At 62.7% G+C, this 16,407-nt stretch carries 15 protein-coding genes; 10 read left to right on the forward strand and 5 right to left on the reverse strand.

Annotation, left to right across the window (positions count from 1 at the left end; all coding sequences use genetic code 11):
• Position 1 precedes the first annotated feature (1 nt).
• From NYQ88_RS01195 to NYQ88_RS01205, 3 genes are read right to left on the reverse strand one after another with little or no spacing between them, the layout of a single operon-like run.
• Positions 2-3,454 (reverse strand): error-prone DNA polymerase, encoded by a 3,453-nt coding sequence (locus NYQ88_RS01195; protein ID WP_275653167.1) that lies wholly within the window; start codon positions 3,452-3,454, stop codon positions 2-4.
• Positions 3,451-5,130: a DNA polymerase Y family protein gene (locus tag NYQ88_RS01200; RefSeq protein ID WP_275653168.1), complete on the reverse strand. Its 1,680-nt coding sequence runs from the start codon at positions 5,128-5,130 to the stop codon at positions 3,451-3,453. The genes NYQ88_RS01195 and NYQ88_RS01200 overlap by 4 nt, the downstream gene beginning before the upstream one ends.
• A complete protein-coding gene (locus tag NYQ88_RS01205) occupies positions 5,015-5,824 on the reverse strand; it encodes a hypothetical protein (protein WP_275653169.1) in 810 nt (269 codons plus the stop codon). The genes NYQ88_RS01200 and NYQ88_RS01205 overlap by 116 nt, the downstream gene beginning before the upstream one ends.
• A 249-nt stretch (positions 5,825-6,073) precedes the next feature.
• Here NYQ88_RS01205 and NYQ88_RS01210 point away from each other — a divergent pair, with 249 nt between their 5' ends.
• Positions 6,074-6,526 (forward strand): TerB family tellurite resistance protein, encoded by a 453-nt coding sequence (locus NYQ88_RS01210; RefSeq protein ID WP_275653170.1) that lies wholly within the window; start codon positions 6,074-6,076, stop codon positions 6,524-6,526.
• On the opposite strand, the gene NYQ88_RS01215 is transcribed toward NYQ88_RS01210, so the two are convergent.
• Positions 6,520-7,083 (reverse strand): hypothetical protein, encoded by a 564-nt coding sequence (locus tag NYQ88_RS01215; protein ID WP_275653171.1) that lies wholly within the window; start codon positions 7,081-7,083, stop codon positions 6,520-6,522. The genes NYQ88_RS01210 and NYQ88_RS01215 overlap by 7 nt on opposite strands.
• A gap of 105 nt (positions 7,084-7,188) precedes the next feature.
• Here NYQ88_RS01215 and NYQ88_RS01220 point away from each other — a divergent pair, with 105 nt between their 5' ends.
• The 3 genes from NYQ88_RS01220 (at position 7,189) to NYQ88_RS01230 (ending at position 9,242) form a co-directional block, all read left to right on the forward strand.
• Positions 7,189-7,638 (forward strand): universal stress protein, encoded by a 450-nt coding sequence (locus tag NYQ88_RS01220; RefSeq protein ID WP_275653172.1) that lies wholly within the window; start codon positions 7,189-7,191, stop codon positions 7,636-7,638.
• A 94-nt stretch (positions 7,639-7,732) separates the two neighbouring features.
• Positions 7,733-8,266, forward strand: coding sequence for an inorganic diphosphatase (gene ppa / locus NYQ88_RS01225; RefSeq protein WP_275653173.1), 534 nt, complete (start codon positions 7,733-7,735; stop codon positions 8,264-8,266).
• A 76-nt stretch (positions 8,267-8,342) separates the two neighbouring features.
• Positions 8,343-9,242 carry a DUF3445 domain-containing protein gene (locus tag NYQ88_RS01230; protein WP_275653174.1) on the forward strand — a complete coding sequence of 300 codons (900 nt, stop codon included), beginning with the start codon at positions 8,343-8,345 and terminating at the stop codon, positions 9,240-9,242.
• A gap of 130 nt (positions 9,243-9,372) precedes the next feature.
• Here the strand turns inward: NYQ88_RS01230 and NYQ88_RS01235 are convergent, their stop codons facing one another.
• On the reverse strand, positions 9,373-9,900 hold the full coding sequence (locus tag NYQ88_RS01235; RefSeq protein ID WP_275653175.1) for a cytochrome b/b6 domain-containing protein: 528 nt from the start codon (positions 9,898-9,900) through the stop codon (positions 9,373-9,375).
• A gap of 80 nt (positions 9,901-9,980) precedes the next feature.
• Between NYQ88_RS01235 and NYQ88_RS01240 the strand changes: the two genes are divergently transcribed.
• The 6 genes from NYQ88_RS01240 to NYQ88_RS01265 all read left to right on the forward strand — a co-directional run bounded on the left by NYQ88_RS01240 (position 9,981) and on the right by NYQ88_RS01265 (position 16,358).
• Positions 9,981-10,421 carry a MarR family transcriptional regulator gene (locus NYQ88_RS01240; RefSeq protein WP_275653176.1) on the forward strand — a complete coding sequence of 147 codons (441 nt, stop codon included), beginning with the start codon at positions 9,981-9,983 and terminating at the stop codon, positions 10,419-10,421.
• Between the two features lie 216 nt (positions 10,422-10,637).
• On the forward strand, positions 10,638-12,452 hold the full coding sequence (gene typA / locus NYQ88_RS01245) for a translational GTPase TypA (protein WP_275653177.1): 1,815 nt from the start codon (positions 10,638-10,640) through the stop codon (positions 12,450-12,452).
• Positions 12,453-12,523: 71 nt separating this feature from the next.
• Complete coding sequence (locus tag NYQ88_RS01250) at positions 12,524-13,132, forward strand: DedA family protein (protein ID WP_275653178.1); 609 nt, start codon at positions 12,524-12,526, stop codon at positions 13,130-13,132.
• A 291-nt stretch (positions 13,133-13,423) separates the two neighbouring features.
• Positions 13,424-13,726 carry a YggT family protein gene (locus tag NYQ88_RS01255; RefSeq protein ID WP_275653179.1) on the forward strand — a complete coding sequence of 101 codons (303 nt, stop codon included), beginning with the start codon at positions 13,424-13,426 and terminating at the stop codon, positions 13,724-13,726.
• A gap of 19 nt (positions 13,727-13,745) precedes the next feature.
• Positions 13,746-14,042, forward strand: coding sequence for a DUF167 family protein (locus NYQ88_RS01260; protein WP_275653180.1), 297 nt, complete (start codon positions 13,746-13,748; stop codon positions 14,040-14,042).
• Between the two features lie 174 nt (positions 14,043-14,216).
• Positions 14,217-16,358 carry a sodium-translocating pyrophosphatase gene (locus tag NYQ88_RS01265; RefSeq protein ID WP_275653181.1) on the forward strand — a complete coding sequence of 714 codons (2,142 nt, stop codon included), beginning with the start codon at positions 14,217-14,219 and terminating at the stop codon, positions 16,356-16,358.
• Positions 16,359-16,407: the final 49 nt, after the last annotated feature.

The raw sequence follows: 16,407 nt of genomic DNA on the forward strand, positions 1-16,407 counted from the left end.
CTCAATGGAAATTGCGCCCGCCGGGCATGGCGGCATAGGCCCTTCGCCGGGCCATTTCCTGATCGCGCAGCACCTGGCGGTCGCGACTCTGGCTGCCGGGCGGGCCGGATTTGCCCTCGTCGGCCCGCGCCACGATCTTGTCACCAAAATCCTTGCCATGGGAGAGATCGAGCAATTGCGGGGTGAGATCGACCATGTTTTCAGCGATCACATGGATCACCACCCCCTCGCGCTGCACCTGGCCCGAAATGGCCAGCATGCGTGCGGAAAGCAGGGTTTTGCGCATCTCGTCGTTTTCGAAGAGCTTTGGCCAGACCACGATATTGGCCACCCCGGTCTCGTCCTCGAGCGTCACGAAGATCACCCCGCTTGCCGTGCCCGGCCGTTGCCGCACCAGCACCAACCCCGCCACTTCGACACGGTGACCGGGCGTCACTCTCATCAAATTTGCCGATCGCGTCGTGCCGCGCTCGTCGAGCATTGGCCGCAGGAACTGGACCGGGTGACCCTTCAATGACAGCGAGAGCGTGGCGTAGTCGTGGATCACTTCCTCGCCCGGCGCCATCAGCGGCAGGCCCGCCGGTTCCTCGCTGGGGCTGGCCGCGGCGGGGAGAGCGGCAAAGAGCGGCAGGGTATCGGCGCCATGGGTCCCGATCAGCCCCTTGACCGTCCACAGCGCCTCGCGCCGGCTGAGGCCAAAGCTGGAGAAGGCATCCGCCTGCGCCAGTTTTTCTAGGCTTGATATGGGGATGCGGGTGCGGATCCAGAGATCGCGCACCGAGCTGAAAAGCCCCTTATTCCGCTCGACGACGAGGCGCTCGATATCCTTTTTGGCGAGGCCCTCCACCTGCCGCAGCCCCAGGCGCAGCGCCTTGTGGCCCCAGATATGGTCCTTCATCACCTCGTGGCGCGGCCAGATGCGCAGCGCGGGATGGGTTTCGGTCTCTTCCAGCGTACTGTCATGGTCCGAGGCGTTGATATCGGGCGGGCGCACTTCCACCCCATGCTCGACCGCGTCGCGCACCAATTGGCTGGGCGCATAAAAGCCCATGGGCTGGGAGTTGAGCAGGGCGCAGGCGAACACATCGGGATAGTGGCATTTGAGCCAGCACGAGGCATAGACGAGCAGCGCAAAGCTCGCCGCATGGCTTTCGGGAAAGCCATATTCGGCAAAGCCCTGGATCTGGGCAAAGCTCTGCTTGGCAAATTCGGGCGTATAGCCATTGGCGATCATGCCGCCGATGAAATCGTCGTGGAACTGGGCGAGCTTTCCGGTGCGTTGCCAGGCCGCCATGGCGCGGCGCAGCTGGTCAGCCTTGCCGGCCGAAAAGCCCGCCCCGACAATGGCGATCTGCATCGCCTGCTCCTGAAACAGCGGAATGCCCAGCGTGCGATGCAGCACCGCCTTCAGCGCCGCGCTGGGATAATCCACCGGCTCCAGACCCTGGCGGCGGCGCAAATAGGGGTGGACCATATTGCCCTGGATCGGCCCCGGCCGAACGATCGCCACCTCAATGACAAGGTCATAGAATTCCCTGGGCTTGAGGCGCGGCAGCATGGTCATCTGCGCCCGGCTCTCGATCTGGAAGACCCCGATCGTGTCGGCGCGATGGGTCATTTCATAGACGGGCTTGGCCCCTTCGGGATCGCGATACTCCTCGTTCTGCAGCTGGTTCAGCGTGACCTTGTGGTCATAGTGCTCATCCATCAATTCAAAGGCCCGCCGCAGGCAGCTCAGCATGCCGAGCGCCAGAATATCGACCTTGAGGATTTTGAGCGCGTCGATGTCGTCCTTGTTCCATTCGATGATGGTGCGGCTGTCCATGGCCGATTTGCTGATCGGCACGAGGCTTTCAAGGGAATCGCGGGTGATGACAAAGCCGCCCACATGCTGGGAGAGGTGGCGCGGAAAGCCGCGCAGCACTTTTACGACTTCGAACATCTGGGCCAGCACCGGATCGTCGGGGTTGAGGCCGATATTGCCGACGCTTCTGAGATCCACGCCCGCGCCCCAGCCCCAGTGGAGCTGGTTGAAAGCACTGATCACATCGTCGGAAACGCCGAACACCTTGCCGGTTTCGCGGATGGCGCTTTTCGAGCGATAGGAGATGACATTGGCGGTCAGCCCGGTGCGGCGCCCACCATATTTTTTGTAGATAAATTGCATCACCTCCTCGCGCCGCTCATGCTCGAAATCGACATCGATATCGGGCGGTTCGTCGCGTTCGGTGGAGATGAAGCGGCCAAAGACGAGATTGGCCTTACGTGGGTCGACCTCGGTGATGTCGAGGCAATAGCAGACGGTCGAATTGGCCGCCGAGCCGCGCCCCTGGCAGAGAATGCCGCGCTCATGACGGGCAAATTGCACGATGTCGTGCACGGTCAGGAAGTAAGCGGCATAGCCCTTGTAGCCGATGAGGCAGAGCTCGGACCAGATCGAGCGCTTGATCTCGTCGCTGATCCCTTCGGGAAAACGCTTGGCCGCACCCAGCCAGGTCAGCCGCTCGAGCGTTTCCTGAGCGGTTTCGCCGTCGCCGACCGTCTCATCGGGATAATTATATTCGAGCTGGCTGAGGCAGAAGCCGATCCGGCCCATAAAAATTTGCGTCTGGGCGATGGCATCGGGATAGGCTGAAAACAGCCGGTTCATTTCCCGCGCGGTCTTGAGATGCCGCTCGGCATTGGCCGAGAGCAGAAAGCCGGCTTCATCGAGGGTGACATGCTCGCGGATGGCGGTCACCACATCGAGCACCATGCGCCGGTCGGGCTCGTGATAGGCCACGTCATTGCTGGCGATCATGGCCGCCCCATGCCGGCGCGCCAGAGTATCGACGCGATTGAGCCGGGCCCGGTCCTGCCCATCGAATTTTGCAACTCCGGCGACCCAGACTCTGTCGCGTGCACCCTCTACCAGCCGGGCCAGCACCTTTTCGGTAGAACCCCAATCGGCTTCATCGGGGACGAGGATAAAAAGCTGCCCAACGGCAAAGTTTTCCGTTGGCCCATGCTCGGTTTCCGACACGGGATCGCTGCGCCCAAAAAGGTCTTCAAAGCGCAGATCGGGACTGCCCTTTTCGCCGCGCTTATTGCCCAGAGTAAGGAGCTTGCAGAGCCGCCCATAGGCGGCCCGGTCGGTGGGATAGGCGATGATGTCGGGCGTGCCGTCGGAAAAGACCAGCCGCACCCCGACGAGATAGCGAAAGGACGGAAAATTCTCTTTGTTGTCTCGCGCCGTCACATAGGCGCGCACCACGCCGGCAAAGCTGTTGCGGTCGCACAGCCCCAGACCTGCCAGCCCCATCTGCATGGCCGCGGCGACCAGCTCCTCGGGGTGCGAACCGCTGCGCAAAAAGGAAAAATTGCTGGTGGTGATCAGCTCGGTATAGGGCGGGATCGGGCTTTTGGGCACCAGCCGGCTGGGACGCTGGCCGACAAGCGGAACGATCTGGCTCATGGAAAGAACCCGTGCAGATACCAGCGTGGGGGCGTCGGCCCGCCATAAAAGCCGAGGCGGAACACCCAGAAGCGGCGGCCTTCCTCGTCCTCGACCACGTAATAATCCCGCGTCTTCGCCTCAGGATCGAAGAGTTCGAGCTCGGGCTCATAGGGGGCAGGGCGCGGGGTTTCGCCCGGCTCGACCGGCTTAGGGCGTGGGGGCGGGACCAGTTTGAGGCGTTCGCCACTGCGCCACCATTCGGCGCCAAGCCGCTCGGGCCCGGCGCCCTTCACCAGCCGATAGGTTTCGCGCCGCCAGATCATCGAGGCGGGCAGGCCATCGGGCACTTCGGCATTGATGGCGACGGGCTCGGGTGCCGGCAAGAGGCGCAGCGGTCTTTGGCGCCTCGGCAAACCGGGCGGCAATTGGCTTTGCGCCGGGGTCGCCATGGCCGACACGAGGCGCGCTGCCCGCTCGGGAATATGGCTCGCCAGCATTTCGCTGCGCAGCACGGCGTCCACGCCCAGCCGGCTGCCGATCCGGTCGAGCAGGCGGCTCACATCCTCCTCGCCGCTGGCGGTCGCGAAAGCGCCCATCTGCACCGCATCCATGCGGTCGATGGAGCTAGCGGCCAGCCGCACCATGTCGATGCCGAAGCCGGCATCATATTCGGCCTCGAGCCTCTGGGCGTGGTGGCGGAAGAGATCGGTGATGTGGCTGGGGTCGCGCGTCAGTCGTGCCGAATTGAGCGACAGGGTCATCACCTTGTGGTCGACCCGGTAGAGAAAGAGGTGAAAGCTCTGGGCGCCCAGATTTTCCTGTTCCAGCGTACAGCCCAGTTGCACCGCCAGATCATGGGCCGTGGCCAGCACATCGTCCATCAGCGCGATCGGGTCGGCAAAGCGCCGCTCGACGATATAGTCGGCCTGGGGCAGGCGCGGGGTCATCCGCTCCTCGATCTCGCCAAAGGCCTGATCGAGCCGGATGAGCAGGCTTTGCCCAAACCGGGCCTGCAGCGATTTTCGCGATCGCTCGCGCAGACTCCCAATCGTGGTCAGCCCCATCTGGGCGAGGGTGGCAATCTGGTTCTGATTGAGCCGCAGCGCCCTGACCGGCAGGCTGTCGAGCAGGGGCACAAGAGTGTCGTTGGCGACGATCTGGCTGCGGGCAAAATGGCTCACCGCCCAGGCCGCGCCGATCGTGGGGGCAATGGCCCCGGCTACGGTATAGCCCAGCGCGCGCAGCCGCGTGAGTAGGGTGCGCAGCATTTTGGCTTCCCCGCCAAAGAGGTGATCGACCCCGGTAATGTCGAGCACGAGATCGCCATAGGGGCTGGCGTCAGGCATCACCGCCACCATGGGGCTGGCATTGGAGTGCCAGTCGGCAAAATCCTCGAAGGCGGCAGTCAGCATCGGCCGGTCGAGCTCTTCGACCGTCAGGCTGGGCAGGATGGCGCGGGCATCGGCCAGATTCTGCCCCAGCCGCAGGCCCTCGCGCATGGCTTCGGTGTCGAGCGCGGCAAGGCGCAGCCCGCCCTTGATCCGCTCGAACAGCGCCATCGGGCCCTTGAGCGCCGGATTACGCCGTTTGAGATAATCCGTTGGCCAATGCGGCAGGAACAGTACCAGGAAGCGCCGGTTGCGGCGTGCGTCGAGGCGCGCCATGGGGCCCGGCAGAAAAGGTTGCAAAGCCATTTGTCGTCCACTCCAGGAACCAGGCGCCGGGGCGCTTAATCGTCGTGCCGCGCTCGAGCGTCAGGCACCAGCGGGCAGGGCCCGGCGCGCCGGGGTCAAAATCCTGCCGACCCGAGCGTTGCGGGGCGAGGTGCCAGCGCAGATGGGCGGCGCTGGCCTCGCGGGCGGTGCCGTAGCGCAGAAGGAAAAGCGAAGTGCCGTTCTCGGCAGCCCGCATGGCCAGTCGCCGGCTGGCAGTGAAATCGAGCAGTTTGGGGGCCCCGCCAATATCGGCCAAAATCCCGGCGACGGCCCTGCAGCTCAGCGCCTCCTCGGCCACCCAGAGCATTTCGGCCATGGTGCGCGGCCGCACCATGATCAGGCAGGCGGGGTCGAAGTCCCGCCCGAAAAGGCCCGGCCCATAGGGCAGGCCAAAGAACTGGCTGTCAGACAGGAGCTGCAGATAGACGATCACCGGGCGGCGCGGGGTGAGGAGGGTTTTCGATTGCCCCAGGGCAAAGCCGAGGCTTGCCCCGCCATTGCGAGCCGAATCGGTAAAAACCTCCTGGAAAAGGCCCGGCGACAGCTCTGGAAAACTGTCCTTTTCAGCCGTGATCACGCTCTGGCGTGCGTCGGCCAGCGCCGGCTTGCGCTCGATATCGGCAATGATGTCGCGCAGCGCGGTGAGGCGCTGTTGGCGATCGGGGGCCTGCATGACGGGACCAGCTGTGTGAACAAAACAGGAACATTTAGACTCCGAATCTGCGAAGAGTCGAGTCTCTTTCCGCTTGTTCACAGTGTGGCCGAGACGCATCAACTCCGTCGCAACGTCTCTCAACACAGCGTGAGAGCGGGGCAGGGCCATTGAGCAAATCGGCGCAATAACTCAGTATCCAGAACGCCTGCCACCGGCGCGCATCACACAGATCATCTTCTTTTCCACCCCGATTAAAGGCGGCCAGCCATGTTCGAGGCCCTGACCCGTTTGTTTGCCAAGCAAGACCAGCCGGCAGACCGGAACGACCCAAAACTCTCCGTGGCTGCGCTTCTGGTGCATCTGGCTGCCGTTGACGGCTCGATGAAGGAAGAGGAAACCCGCACCATTCGCGACGCGCTGATGGATCATTACGATCTTGACGCGACGGCGGTGGACAAGCTGATCAAGCAGGCGGCCCAGCGCGATGCCGAGGCGGTGGATTTTTACCGCTTCACCTCGGGCATCACCCAATTGCCGATGGAAGACCGCGTCGAGATCATCCGCATGATGTGGACCGTGGTGTTCGCCGATCGCGATAATCACGAGCTCGAGGACAATATGGTCTGGCGCATTGCCGAGCTCATCGGCGTATCAAGCCGCGACCGCACCATTCTGCGCAACCAGGTGCGCGGCGAGACCAATGCGGCCGAGGATCAATAGGCGCCAAAGGCGCCGATGATCTCGGCTTCGTCGCTGGCGCAGTCGAAATCGCCGGCAGCGTCGGCGGCCTGCCGCGCCAGTTCATTGGCGTTCTTATTGGCGCGCGCATCGATATGGGCGATGTGGCAGGAATTGCCGTCGGCGATCTGGGTGACGACCAGGATCTGCCCCTCATCGCTTTCGTCGTCCATGCCATCGGTGAAATAGCGCATGATGGTGGCAACGGGCATCCAGCGGCCCGAGGCATTGGACAGCCGCCACTCGACCTTGCCTGCAATATAATTGAACGGCGGCAGGGTCTGGAAGCCCACGACATTGGCGTCGGGATTGAACCCGAACGCCACGGCAAAGTGCAGATCTCCTTCCCGCACCAGCATGGGAAACCCCTTGTAGCCGGGGCAGGCCCATTCGGCGCCGAAATCATCGGCTTCCAGCACCAGGCATTCATCGAGGTTGAAATCGGTATAGGCACTGGTAAAGCCCGACTGGGCCAGGGCTGGGGCGGCCATCAGCGCCAGCGCCATCATCCCTGTCGCCATGCAAATCGTCTTGCGCATCCGGTCCCTCCTCCAGCGATGTGATCCAGATCACATTTCATGTGATCCAGATCAATTGCCCTTAAGCATGAACGGGTTATTGTGAGCAAAGCAAGGAGGCTCACAATGTTCAAATCTCTTCTTATTGCCACGGACGGTTCGGAACTGGGCGACAAGGCAGTGGATGCCGGTCTCGATCTCGCCAGGACTTATGGCGCCAGCGTCACCATCATCACCGCGACTGATCCCGTCGCCACCGGCATTGGCAGCGGCGGCTTCGGCACCATGGATGCAGGCCCGATCATCGCCCGGCTTGAAGAAACCTACAGGGCCGAAGCCGACAAGCTTCTCGCTGCGGCCAAGGCCAAGGCCGATGCTGCCGGGATCGCGGCAAAGACCGTCCATGCTGCCCGTTCGCGCCCGGCCGATGCCATTCTCGAGGCTGCGAAAGCCGAAAACGCCGACACCATCATCATGGGTTCGCATGGCCGCCGCGGCCTAAAGCGCCTGCTGCTCGGCAGCCAGGCTTCCGAGGTTCTGTCCCACGCCGGCGTGCCGGTTCTCATCGTCAAGTAGAGGCTGCGGCGGATTTCCGGCTTGCCTTCGGGCCGGGATGGCGGCAGAACGCCCCCGTTCCGCTCCCCCTTGATGAACCCGGACCTGAAAACCCATGAACATCGACGCGATCCCCACCGGCAAGAACCCGCCCGACGAGCTCAATGTCATCATTGAAGTGCCGCTGGGCGGCGAGCCGATCAAATATGAGATCGACAAGGACAGCGGCGCCCTGTTCGTCGACCGCTTCCTCTATACGCCCATGCGCTACCCGGGCAATTACGGCTTCGTGCCCCACACGCTGTGCGGCGATGGCGACCCGCTCGACGTCATCGTCATGAATTCCCGTCCGCTCGTGCCCGGCGCCGTCGTGCGCTCGCGCCCGGTCGGCGTGCTGTTCATGGAAGATGATGGCGGCCAGGATGAAAAGATCATCGCCGTGCCCGTCTCCAAGCTGACCCGCATGTACGATCATATCCTCGATATCGGCGATATGCCGGAAATCCAGGTCGAGCGCGTCAAGCACTTCTTCACACACTACAAGGATCTCGAGCCCGGCAAGTGGGCCAAGATCGACCGCGTCGGCGGCCTCGATGATGCGCGCCGCGTCATCCTCGAGTCCATCGAGATGGCCAAGAACGCCAAGTAATTTTCTGAGGAGGCGGGGATTTTCTCCGCCTTCTTCTTTTGCGGGACGACGCCGGGACTGTTTGGAAAAGCCAGCAATGACCAGACCTTTCCCCGACGATGGCACGGCAAAGCTTTTCCAGATCGGCACCCGCCCGCTCGATCCCGATGATTGGCTCGCTCCTGATGGCAGTCTCGCTTCCCAGCTGGCTGAAAAGGCGCGGCTGCGTATTTCCCATCCCGCCGAAACTTTTGCCGAACTGAGTGGCAGCCGCCCGGCCCAGTCCGAGCTCCTGTCCCTGCTTGCAGATTATCTGCCCCGGCGGTTTCCCGATCTCTGGCGCCATGACGGCGACGCCATCACCATCCTGCCTGTTGGCGCGACCCTTGCGCTCACCAGCGCCGAGGCCCCGCTCGCCATTGCCGCGCAATTGGTGCAGGACGATTTTTTGCTGCTGGAGCGGGACACAGAAAGCTGGCGGCTGACTGCGGCCAGCCTCAGCTTCCCCTCCTCATGGACCCTTGCCGACAAGATCGGGCAGGGGCTCGACGTCATTCATGACCCGGTGCCAGGCTTTGGCCCCGGCACGCGACCGGCCCAGATCATGGCGCGCATGTTCGACGCCATGCGCCCCGAAACTCCGATGATCCGCTGGAACTGGTCGCTCTATGGCGATGACAGGCTCTTCCACCCGGACGTGTCCGGCGCCGACCAGCCCCGTTTCGGCGCCGGCCCGCGTGCGGAAAATGTCTATCTGCGGGTCGAGCGGCAGGTGTTGCGAAAACTGCCGGAAACCGGCGCCATCGCCTTTGCCATCCGCATATCGCTCCATGGGCTCGACGATCTTGCCGCCCATCCCGAAGCGACCGCCGTCGCCGCGCACCTCCACAGCGAAGTGTCGGCCCTGACGCCGGACCAGCTCGACTACAAAGGCCTCACCCACGAGCGCGATCGCGTGCTCGCCCGCCTCGATGAGATGATGTTCAAACGCGTTTAGCGGCGAACCCAACACCCCACCCATCCGCATCGTCATTGCCGGGCCTGTCCCGGCAATCCAGTTTTTGGGAGGCATGGACCAGCGGGACACGCCCGGTGGTGACGATGGCCGTCGACGCTGCAAACCAGACCTACCCCCCGATCCGCATCCTGCCGATCAGATTGTCCCGCCGCACCAGCTGGTGATAGAGCGCGGCCAGAATATGGCCTGCTGCCAGCACCAGCAGCAGGCGTCCCATCAGGCCATGAACGAGGGCAGGGGGCGCTTGAGAAAATTCCGGCAGCGGACCCGCCGAAAAGATCTGCGGCATGGCCCCGGTCAGCACTACCATGCCGATGCCAGAGCTCACCATGATTATTATGGCGCCATAGAGCCCCAGATGCACCAGCCGTGCAGCCCACTTCTGGGCCTGGCCCATATTTGCCGGTGCGTGGGGCTGCTTGTCGAAGGCGAGCCACCAGACGATGCGCACCAGGGTCAGCACGGCGACAGAGATGCCGAGCGGCACATGGAACCGCAGCAAGCTCCGAACCTGCTCGGGGTCCTCGGCGCCGTCGAGCATCAGCCCGCTCGTCAGCATCAGGATAATGGCAAGGGCGGAGGCCCAGTGAATGCTGGCTGCTATGGCGCCATAGCGGTCTGGTCTGCTCTTGAGCATGGTGAAAAATCCCCCTTGGTTCCACCGGGTGCAACAGATATCCTTAGCACACTATATATTTTAATGAGCATACTAAGTAAATGACCCTGATCCGGGAAAATTCGGCCGGCTACATGACCAATTGGGCGGCGCGCCTGTTCTATCGTGAGCTGGAACGGCAACTGGCTCCGCTCGGGATCAACCCGGCCTATATGCCGATCCTCTTCGCGCTGAGCGATGGGTCGAGCCTGACCCAGAAGGAGCTGGCGGATCGCGCGGCGGTGGAGCAGCCGACCATGACGGCGACGCTTTCGCGTATGGAACGCGACGGTTTCATTACGCGCAAGCCCAATCCCGAGGACGGCCGCAGCGTCATCGTCAGCCTCTCCAGCCAGGGGTCGGAGCGGGTTCCGCAGGTGCAGAATGTGGTCGAAACGATCAACGGCCTGGCCCTCAAAACGCTCTCCGAGGACGAGCATCGCAGCTTTTTTATCCTGATGGGCAAGATTATCGCGACCCTCCAAAACCCGTCTTCGGCCTAGTTTTTCTGGGGTTTTTCGCCTTTTTGCCTCTTGAACCGCCGCTCACGCAGGTCCCCCCTGCACGTGGGGCGCTTGTGAAAGCCAGCTTTTTTCTGTAATAGCCGGCCCGAAAAGCGCCAGTCTGCCCGGATGCAGCTGGCGTTTCCTGTTTCTTTGCATGTTTTGGCTGTTTGCCCTCCCGCTGCCGCTGGACCATGCCCCAACGCCCCGGTGCCCATGTCCCTGCGCAATATTGCCATCATCGCCCACGTCGATCACGGAAAGACCACTCTGATCGACGTCCTGCTCAAGCAGTCCGGCGTCTTCCGTGAAAACGAACGCGTTGAAGAGCGCGCTATGGACAGCAATGATATCGAGCGTGAGCGCGGTATCACCATCCTGGCCAAGGTCACCTCGCTGATGTGGAACGATACCCGCATCAACATCGTCGACACCCCCGGCCACGCCGACTTTGGCGGCGAAGTCGAGCGCATCCTGTCCATGGTGGACGGCGTGGTTCTGCTGGTCGACGCGGCCGAAGGCCCGATGCCCCAGACCAAGTTCGTGCTTGGCAAGGCGCTGGCCCAGGGCCTCAAGCCCATCGTGGCCATCAACAAGATCGACAAGTCCGACGAGCGTCATCTGGAAGTGCTCGAAGAGGTGTTCGATCTCTTCATCGCGCTCGATGCCACGCCCGAACAGCTCGATTTCCCGGTTCTCTACGGCGCTGCCAAGCAGGGCTGGATGATGAACGAGCCCGATGGCCCGCGTGAAAGCCTGGCGCCGCTGCTCGACAAGGTCATCGAACACGTGCCCGAGCCCAAGGTGGAAGAGGGCCCGTTCCGCATGCTCGTCACCACCATCGAGCGCAATCCCTTCCTCGGCCGCATCCTGACCGGCCGCGTGTTCTCCGGTACGGTCAAGGCCGGCGAGCCGATCCACGCGCTCAGCCGCGATGGCAAGATCGTTGAAAAGGGCCGCGTCTCCAAGGTTCTGGCTTTCCGTGGCCTTGAGCGTAACCCGATCGATGAAGGCATCACCGGCGACATTATCGCCATTGCCGGTCTCGAAACCGCAACTGTGGCCGATACCATCTCGGTGCCGCAGAACATGACGCCGATCCCCTCCAAGCCGATCGATCCCCCGACCCTGTCGGTGACCTTCCGCATCAACGACGGCCCGCTGGCCGGTCGCGAAGGCGACAAGGTGCAGTCCCGCGTCATCCGTGAACGCCTGATGCGCGAAGCCGAAGGTAACGTCGCGATCCGCGTTACCCCGGGCGATGATAACGACAGCTTTGACGTTGCCGGTCGTGGCGAATTGCAGCTCGCCGTTCTCATCGAAAACATGCGCCGCGAAGGCTTCGAGCTGACCATCGGTCGCCCGAAGGTCCTCTTCAAGGAAGAGAACGGCCAGAAGCTCGAGCCCGTCGAAGAAGTCATCATCGACGTCGATGACGAGCACACCGGCGCGGTCGTGCAGAAGCTGACCGAGCGCAAGGGCGAGCTCACCGACATGCGTCCGTCCGGCGTTGGCCGTACCCGCATCAAGCTCCTCGTCCCCACCCGCTCGCTGATCGGCTACCAGGCTGAACTGCTGTCCGACACGCGCGGCACGGCAATCTTCAACCGCCTGTTCCACTCCTTCGTGCCGTTCAAGGGCGAGCTTCCGGGCCGTCGCACCGGCGTGCTGATCTCCAACGGCACCGGCCAGTCCGTGGCCTTTGCGCTGTGGAACCTCGAAGATCGCGGCCCGATCATGATCGACGCTGGCGTCGACATCTATGAAGGCATGATCATCGGCGAGCACTCCCGCGAGAACGACCTCGAGGTCAACGCGCTCAAGGGCAAGCAGCTCACCAACATCCGCACCACGTCCAAGGACGAAGCGGTGCGCCTGACCACGCCCAAGAAGCTGACGCTGGAACAGAGCCTCGGCTACATCGCCGACGACGAGTATGTGGAAGTGACCCCCAAGTCGATCCGCCTGCGCAAGATGTGGCTCGACCCCAATGATCGCAAGCGCATGAGCCGCGCTGCCAAGGCGTCCTGATCCCTATCCCTGATCCGGGCCCTTCCCCTACGGGGGGAGGGCTCGTCCGGTCTCCGTGAGGGAGGACTTTCATGAGCGAGTTCATCATCGGCTTCATCACCGATTGGGGCTATCTCGGCATCTTCCTCCTCATGGTGGCGGAAAATCTCTTTCCCCCCATTCCCTCCGAACTGATCATGCCCTTTGCCGGCTATGTGGCGGCCAATGGGCAGTTGAGCACCATAGGCGTGCTGCTGGCCGGTACCGCCGGCTCGCTGATCGGCACCTCTGCCTGGTATGTCGCGGCGCGCCTTCTCGGCCTCGCCCGGTTCACCTGGCTGTGCAACAAGCTGGGGCGCATCGCCACGCTCAGTGAAGCCGATATCGACATGGCCGTGCACTGGTTCGAGCGCTATGGCCCACTGGCCGTGTTCGCCGGTCGCCTCATTCCCGCCATCCGCACGCTGATTTCCGTTCCCGCGGGCCTTGCCGCCATGCCCTTGTGGAAGTTCCTCGCCATTTCTGCCGTCGGCACGCTGGTCTGGACCGGCATTCTCACCGCCGCCGGTTTCCTCCTCCACGAAAGCTATTCGGTGGTCGAGGCCTGGGTCGATCCGGTCTCCACCGGCGTCGTCGTGCTGGCCGTCGTCATCTACCTCTGGCGCTTCGTCACCTGGAAGCCGATCAAGACTATCGGCTGATCCTGCGTTGCAATTTGCAACGCGCCTCGCATTCTGCAATGCAGGACGTGCGCAAAAAGCAACGAATTCACAATACCTTAACCTCCGCGCCCCGGTTTCCGGGCCCCATCGAATTGGCACGCTTCGTGCAATGTAGGGGTATATCCGGACCCGTGTTTTGCTTACCGGATGTCAGTCATTTGGACCTCGCATCGCTTGCCCGGTGCGGGGTCCCGGTGTTTTTGGGCCCCGGGCTTGCCCTATCTCCGTCCTGCCCTTAGATAAACGGGACTTTTTCCCGCGGAGACGCCGATGCGCGCCGTTCTCGACATCATCCTCATCCTGCTCCAGCTCTATTGGTGGGTCCTGCTCATCATGATCATCATGAGCTGGCTGATCTCGTTCAACGTCATCAACACCCGCAATCAGTTCGTCGCCACGGTCTGGCAGGTGATCAACCAGCTGACCGAACCGGTGCTGCGGCCGATCCGCCGTTTCATGCCCAATTTCTCCGGCATGGACCTCTCGCCGCTGGTCGCCTTCCTCATCATCTTCTTTATCCAGTCGGTCATCGGCTACTACATCTATCCCGCTGTTGCCCGCGCCGGCATCTAGCGAGCCAAAACCCTGGCGCGTGACGCCGGAGGGCCTGCTGGTCTTCCTGCGCGTCACGCCCAATGCCGGTCGCGACAGCATTGATGGCGTCGAGATCCGCGACGATGCCTCGATTGTCCTTCGTGTCCGCGTCTCTGCCGTGCCCGACAAGGGCAAGGCCAATGCAGCCGTCATTGCCCTTCTCGCCAAGGCGCTGCGCCTCCCCAAATCCGCCATGACACTGGTTTCCGGCGACACCTCCCGCCACAAGACAATTCTTGTTTCCGGCGATGGAGTCGATATCGCCGGAGGCCTGGCCACCCTCGTTGCTGCCTGAGCCCTGCTGGACAGGCGCGACAAAGCGCCACACTTTGCAATTGCTTAACCGTATAATCCGGCTAATCTCGACACCGGGAGGAGGTCCGCCGGAGGGCGGTTGCGGACCGGACATATAAGAGCTGGCCTTAAACCGGGGCGGACCTCGAATCTTGTCATTCGAGGAACTGGTTACATGGATTTGGCACTTTGGCTGATCGTCGCGTGTGGCGGTCTGTCTATCGTTTATGGCGTCGTGACAACGCAGGGGCTGCTCGCAGCCGATGCCGGCTCACCCCGCATGCAGGAAATTTCAGCCGCCGTGCGCGAAGGCGCCTCGGCCTATCTCAAACGGCAATATACGACCATTGCCATTGTCGGCGTGGTCATCCTTATCGCAGCCTGGCTTCTGCTGGGTGCGCATGCCGCCATCGGTTTTCTGATCGGCGCGGTGCTGTCGGGTGTTGCCGGCTTCATCGGCATGAACGTCTCCGTGCGCGCCAATGTGCGCGTCGCCCAGGCCGCCGTCGGCTCGCTGGCCAAGGGTCTTGACCTTGCCTTCAAGTCGGGCGCCGTCACCGGTCTGCTCGTCGCAGGTCTCGGCCTTCTGGGCATCACGCTCTATTTCATGATCCTCTCCTGGATGGGCAATGCGCCTACCAGCCGCGTGGTCATCGATTCCCTCGTGGCGCTCTCGTTCGGCGCTTCGCTGATTTCCATCTTCGCCCGTCTCGGCGGCGGCATCTTCACGAAGGGTGCAGACGTCGGCGGCGACATGGTGGGCAAGGTCGAAGCCGGCATTCCGGAAGACGATCCGCGCAACCCGGCCACCATCGCCGACAACGTCGGTGACAATGTCGGTGACTGTGCCGGCATGGCGGCAGACCTGTTTGAAACCTATGTGGTCACCATCGTTGCCACCATGGTTCTGGCGGCCATCATCCTGCCTGAAGCGTTAAAACTGCAGGGCATGGTGCTGCCCCTCGCCATTGGCGGGGCATGCGTCGTCACCTCGATCATCGGCACCTATTTCGTCAAACTGGGCGCCGACAACAACATCATGGGCGCGCTCTACAAGGGCGTCATCGCCACCGGCGTGCTCTCGCTCGTCGCCCTCCTGCCAGTCCTCTGGCTGATGTTCGGCGATATGAATCTTCTCATTGAAGCTTCGGACAAGACCTTCACCCCCTGGGCGCTCTTTGCCTGCGGCATCGTCGGTCTCGTCATCACTGGGCTGATCATCGTCATCACCGAATATTACACCGGCACCAACCGCCGCCCGGTCAATTCCATTGCCGAGGCTTCGGTCACCGGTCATGGCACCAATGTCATCCAGGGCCTGGCCGTCTCGCTGGAATCGACGGCACTGCCGGCCCTCGTCATCATCGCCGGCATCATCGTCACCTATTCGCTGGCGGGTCTCTTCGGCATTGCCTTTGCCGTCGCCACCATGCTGGCCCTGGCCGGTATTATCGTCGCGCTGGACGCCTTCGGTCCCGTCACCGACAATGCCGGCGGCATTGCCGAAATGGCCGGGCTCGATGCATCGGTGCGTCACAACACCGATGCGCTCGATGCGGTTGGCAACACCACGAAAGCCGTTACCAAGGGCTATGCCATTGGTTCGGCCGGTCTTGGCGCATTGGTCCTCTTTGCGGCCTATACGCAGGACCTCATCTACTTCGCCAATCTGCCCGACGCTCCGGCGATCTTCCAGGGCATGGGTACGCTCACCTTCTCGCTGGCCGATCCCTATGTCGTGGTCGGTCTGCTCTTTGGTGGCCTCTTGCCCTTCCTCTTCGGCGGTATGTCGATGACCGCCGTGGGTCGCGCGGCCCAGTCCGTGGTGGTGGAAGTGCGTCGCCAGTTCAAGGCCGATCCCGGCATCATGGCCGGCACGTCCAAGCCCGACTACGCGCGGGCCGTCGACATGCTGACCAAGGCGGCGATCAAGGAAATGATCGTCCCGTCGCTCCTGCCGGTGCTGTCGCCGATCGTCGTCTTCTTCCTCATCACCTGGATCGCCGGCCCCGCCGCTGGCTTCTCGGCCCTCGGCGCCATGCTGATGGGTGTGATTGTGACAGGCCTCTTCGTCGCCATTTCCATGACCGCCGGTGGCGGCGCCTGGGACAACGCAAAGAAGAGCTTTGAGGACGGCTTTACCGACAGCCAGGGCGTCAAACACTACAAGGGCTCGGACGCCCACAAGGCCTCCGTCACCGGCGACACCGTCGGCGACCCCTACAAGGACACGGCCGGCCCGGCCGTGAACCCGATGATCAAGATCACCAATATCGTGGCGCTGCTTCTGCTCGCCGTGCTGGCCCACTGGGGTTGACCAGACAAAGTCTGGCCCAGACACAGTCTGGACTGATCTTGAGGGGCCT

Origin of the sequence: Devosia sp. SD17-2 (assembly GCF_029201565.1) — a bacterium.
GTDB lineage: Bacteria > Pseudomonadota > Alphaproteobacteria > Rhizobiales > Devosiaceae > Devosia.